Source organism: Pseudofrankia coriaricola (assembly GCF_001854805.1).
In the GTDB taxonomy this organism is placed as follows: domain Bacteria; phylum Actinomycetota; class Actinomycetes; order Frankiales; family Frankiaceae; genus Pseudofrankia.
This window is the reverse complement of record NZ_MBLO01000152.1, coordinates 1-4,898: the sequence shown is the minus strand read 5'-3', so window position 1 is coordinate 4,898 and position 4,898 is coordinate 1. Positions and strand designations below refer to the sequence as shown.

Annotated in this window: 2 protein-coding genes and 2 pseudogenes; all 4 read left to right on the top strand. The window is 70.0% G+C overall.

Annotated elements, in window-relative coordinates:
• Nucleotides 1–1,008 precede the first annotated feature (1,008 nt).
• Nucleotides 1,009–1,173, top strand: a pseudogene (locus BCD48_RS20740) (IS5/IS1182 family transposase); the annotation flags it as partial.
• A gap of 139 nt (nucleotides 1,174–1,312) precedes the next feature.
• Nucleotides 1,313–2,323 (top strand): annotated as a pseudogene (gene moaA / locus BCD48_RS20735) (GTP 3',8-cyclase MoaA).
• Between the two features lie 353 nt (nucleotides 2,324–2,676).
• Nucleotides 2,677–3,186 carry a hypothetical protein gene (locus BCD48_RS53905; protein WP_071050072.1) on the top strand — a complete coding sequence of 170 codons (510 nt, stop codon included), beginning with the start codon at nucleotides 2,677–2,679 and terminating at the stop codon, nucleotides 3,184–3,186.
• 210 nt (nucleotides 3,187–3,396) lie between these two features.
• Complete coding sequence (locus BCD48_RS20725) at nucleotides 3,397–4,830, top strand: IS1380 family transposase (RefSeq protein WP_083418967.1); 1,434 nt, start codon at nucleotides 3,397–3,399, stop codon at nucleotides 4,828–4,830.
• Nucleotides 4,831–4,898: the final 68 nt, after the last annotated feature.

The window sequence follows — 4,898 nt, the reverse complement described above, 5'->3', positions numbered from 1 at the left end:
CGGACTACTACGACGACTCCGCCCCACCCGACACCTTCGGCTGACGACGCGCCTATCCCCGGCACCGGCATGGACTACCGGCCCGTGGAGTGATGCCCGATGGTTCCCACGTTCACCATGACCCAATCGACCGGCTTGGTGCCCAGCTCTACCCCGGCAGCCTCGCCACGCCTACGCCGCAGACATTCAACGTGGCCTCCTCCCCGGCAAAACCAACCGGCTACGGAGTTGGCCGGCACCTGTCGGCCCGGCCACGCGCTGCAAACCCGGGCCATATCTGCCAGGTTTGACCCGGTGGAACGCTTACGGGGTTTCAATCACTGATTCCTCTCGTGCACCGTCCGGTCACGCTCGCCGGACCCGACCCGTCTGACAGTCCCAGGCCGTCCCGGCTTTGTCGGCGCTGCTCCCGCCCTCCCCGGCGTCTCCCGGATCAGGCTGCGCCCAGCTTCGCTAGGCTGCTGCGACAGCCCAGCGGCGAGGTCTTCCACCTCCACTTGGTGCCATGGCGCCTCGTGGCGCACGGTTTCCGTGTTCCACACGCATGAGATACGACCGGGTTGGGCGCCTCCTTTACCCCGGGGCGGCGGTGTCCTCCCGATCAACGCAGCCTCTCTGATCGGCGCCTGCCGCTTCTCAACGGCCAGCCCTATACCCCGCTGGAACCTCCCACCGGCGGAGCTGCTGATAACGGGGCATACGAAGATTCACTCGCGTTCACCCGTCCGGCCTTTCCCTCGCCCGTCGCCCCCGGGTGGAACGGGAGCGCTTCGGCTCTGCCCTGAGCTTCGCACCCCGCGGTTACCCACGACGCACGCCAGGGTGGGAACGGTCCGTTGGACACTGGACCGGATCACGTCCTCGCCAAGCGATCTCCAATCGGCGTGATCACTCATCGCGTGCGGCATCACGTCGCACGACTGCCCCCAGCTTCAGCCAGCCTGCTGCGACAGGCCGGCGGTGAGGTCTTTCACCTCCACTCGAACAGACAGCGCCTCGTGGCGCACCAACCGGATCCAAAACGCGCTACGCGCCGTCGGCGAACGCGCGAACGCCCTGCTCAAGGTCACTTTCCGGCTGCTCCACAACATCACCATCGACCCCTGGAAGATCGGACTCGTCGCGAAAGCCGCCCTCGTCATCCTCCACACCGAGCACCGCAGGACCGCCTGACACCGAATACACCAACACACCATTGTTGTCACGGAACGCGACGAGACGTTACCGGGAAAGGCTCACTGCCTGAGCCGGCATCACGCGGGATCGTCCCGGCCCGCGGGTGGCGGGGTCAGCGCCTGAACAGCTTGTCGTCGTGCCACGCGTAGGTCTGGTCGACTCGTTCGGACAGGTCGCGACCGACTTGCGCATTTCGGTGACCGACCGATGCAACCTGCGCTGCGGCTACTGCATGCCCCCCGAAGGGCTGCCCTGGCTGCCCAAGGTGGATACCCTCACCGACGATGAGGTGATGCGGCTCGTCCGGATAGCGGTCCGCCACCTGGGTGTGCGCGCGGTTCGTCTGACCGGCGGCGAGCCAACGCTGCGGGCTGGCCTCGCGGGCCTGATCGCGCGGCTTACGGCGCTCACGCCCCGCCCAGAGCGGTCGCTGACGACGAACGGGCTTACGCTCTCGCCCGGACCACCGGCGCGAGCGCCGCCGCCGCACTGCGGCCGGCCGGCCTGGACCGGGTCAACGTCTCCCTCGACACGACCAGGCCGGACCGGTTTCTCACGATCACCCGTGGCGACCGGTGGCACGACGTGGTGGCCGGGCTGGCGGTCGCGGCGTCGGCCGGTCTCGCGCCGGTGAAGGTCAACGCGGGGCTGCTACGCGGCGTGAACGACGACGAGGCGCCGACGCTGGTGCGTTGGTGCCTGGAGCGCGGCTACGAGCCGCGGTTCATCGAAGATGCCGCTTGATGCCCAGCACGGCTGGGCGCGGGAGCGGATAGTCAGCGGTCTGGAGATCCTGGAGTTGCTGTGCGCCGAGTTCACCCTCACCCCGCTGGATGGCAGGGGTAGCGCGCCGGCCGAACTGTTCGCCGTGGACGGCGGGCCGGAGCGGGTCGGAGTGGTCCGGTCGGTCACGGCGCCGTTCTGCGGCGCCTGCGACCGGGTCCGGCTCACCGCCGACGGTCAGGTCCGCAGCTGCCTGTTCGCCCACCAGGAACACGACCTCCGGACTCCGCTGCGCGAGGGCGCGAGCGACGCCGAGCTGGCTGCCCGCTGGCGAGCGGCCATGTGGGGCAAACACGCGGGTCACGGGATCGGCGATCTCGGGTTCCTCCAGCCGGACCGACCCATGTCGGCGATCGGCGGCTGACTCCGTCGGCGCTCCCCTACCCGCCGGAGAGCCCACGTTCAGGAACGAATCATCGTTGGCGCAGGTAGAATGGGGGAGGCAGCAATGGGGGCCCGGTTGCGGGACATCATCGACCGCCGCGGTCCGCAGGCGGTCGGGGTCTTCTTCGGCGGTTATCGGCATGGGACGCCACCGGCGACCGGATGGCCCAGGCGCTGTACGCCGCGATCGGCACCCGGCGAAGTTCAGCCCGTTGACGATCGACGGCACGGCCAAGGTACTGATCTCGGACCTCGTGGGCGGATCCCCTGCCCTCAGCGACCGCCCTGACTACGACAACGCCGCCTTCGTCTTGTTCGCTGCGCGACCTCGAGATGTTCGCCGCGATCGAGATCATCAACAATGAGACGACGGCGTTGTCCACCCACGTCCGGCCGACCAAGGACCAGCTCGAGCGCGCGGACATCACCCTCTGGGACGCGCTGCTTCCGCGCGTCGCGGCCCAGCACACGCCCGCAGCCGTCGAACCGGTCGGGGACCGCCGATCGGTCTGGCGGGTGCTCACGGAGATCGGCCGCCGGCTGGGCCACCAATTTGCCGACACCACCTCCGCCGAGATCACCGATGACACCACCATGCTGGCGGGCATGCCGCCCGTGCTCGCCGTCTGTTCGCGGACACGTCGCCGAGCACTGGGTCGAGGTCCCCCGCGAGGTGCCCGCGCCGTGGGTCGACGCACATGTCGAACGGATGGGCGGCTGGCGGCTCGCGCCCCGGCTGCTCGTCGACCAGCTGGCCGCCCTCAAGCCCACCGAGTCGTCCCCGGCGCCGACCCGATCTGCGGCGACATTGTGCCCGGCGTCACCGTCGCACCCGCGACCTGATCCGGTACCCCGGGATCCGGGCACGCACGGATCCCGACCGAAAATGGCACCGCTTTGTAAACCCGACGGTGTCGGGCGCCAGCCTCCGTCTTTCACCGGGGTTGGTGACATGCCGGGCTGACCTGGCCGGAACGTGATCGAGGTGCACCTGACCAGCAACGATGTGATTTGTCTAGGACCCCATCGTGTTGAGGCGGGTGCACCTCTTCCGTGCAAGCTACGCCATGCCCTTCCGGCGGCTCGTCGTGGGCCGATCGGCTGGAGTTCGTCGGCGACGACGACCGGCTGGTCGCCTCCGTTGGAGTGCTGCCGATCCGGCTTCTGGCCGAGAGGTCCGGCCTGCGGGCCGGACTGTCCGCCGCGTGGGCGCGGCGCGGGTTCACCCCCGTCTACGACCGCGGCCAGCTCGCGGTCGACCTCGCGTTGACGCTGCTGCTGGGCGGGGAGGCGATCAGCGACTTCCAGGGGCTGCGGCACCTGGCCCCGGTGACCGGCGCGGTGGCCTCGACCCCGACGGTGTGGCGGTTTTTGGCCGAGGCCGACGACGAGGTGCTCGGCCGGTTGAACCGGGCGGTCGCCGCGTTCCGCCGCTACTGGTGGGGGCTGCTGGCTGCTCGGCCGGAGGGGTTCCCGTGGCTGACGGTCGCCGGCAGGCAGCTGGCCGGGATCACGGTGGTGGACCTGGACGCGACGCTCGTGTTCGCCGGCTCCGAGGGCAAACAGAACGCCGCGGCCACCTACAAGGGCGGTACCGGTTTCTGCCCGATCCTGGCGACCTGCGACAACGTCGATGACGTGCTGGTGGTTGACCCGCGGCCGGGCAACGCGACGTCGAACGACGCCGCCGACAACATCGCCGCCCTGACCCGGGCGGTCGAGCGGATGCCGGGCGCCTACCGCCACCGGATGCTCGTCCGCCTCGACGGGGCGGGCTTCTCCCACGACCTGCTCGCCCACATCGCCGCCGGCGGCGGGAAACGGGGCCGGCGCTGGGAGTTCTCCGTCGGCTGGTCGTGCACCGACGTGGAGCTCGACGCGATCGCCAAGCTCCCGGCGCGGGCGTGGACGCAGGGAATCGACCAGGATGGCCAGCTGGTCGAGGACACGTTCGTCGCCGAGCTGACCGGCCTGCTCGACCTGTCCGCCTGGAGCGAGAAGACCCCTGGGCTGCGGATCCTGGTGCGCGACGAGCCGCTGCACCCGAAGTACCTCAAGCGCGCCTCGCCGCGGGAGAAGGAACTCGGCCGGCGCTACCAGCTGATCGCCGTCAACGCCAAGGCCGGCCAGCTCGCGTGGCTCGACGCGCGCCACCGCTCCCACGTCCACGTTGAGAACGACGTCAAGCAGGGCAAGGCGATCGGCCTGAACCATTGGCCCTCCAAACTGTGGAAGATCAACGCGGCCTGGACCCAGATCGTGGCCGTCGCCGGCGCACTGCTCGCCGCCTACCGCCACCTCGCCCTGACCGAGGCCGCGCTGCGCGCGGCCTCGGTCAAGCTGTTGCGCTTCCGCCTGTTCGCCCTGCCTGCCCGGCTCACCCGCGGTCAACGCAGGCTCTGGTTGCACCTGCGCGCGGACTGGCCCTGGATCGAGCCCCTCATCGGCAGCTGGCAACGGGTCAAGGCCCTGCCCGCCAGGACGTAGCTGCCGGCCGCCGGGCCCCCGCGACCAGGAAGGACCCCCGGGCCGTGGACCCGGCGACGCGACGCGCC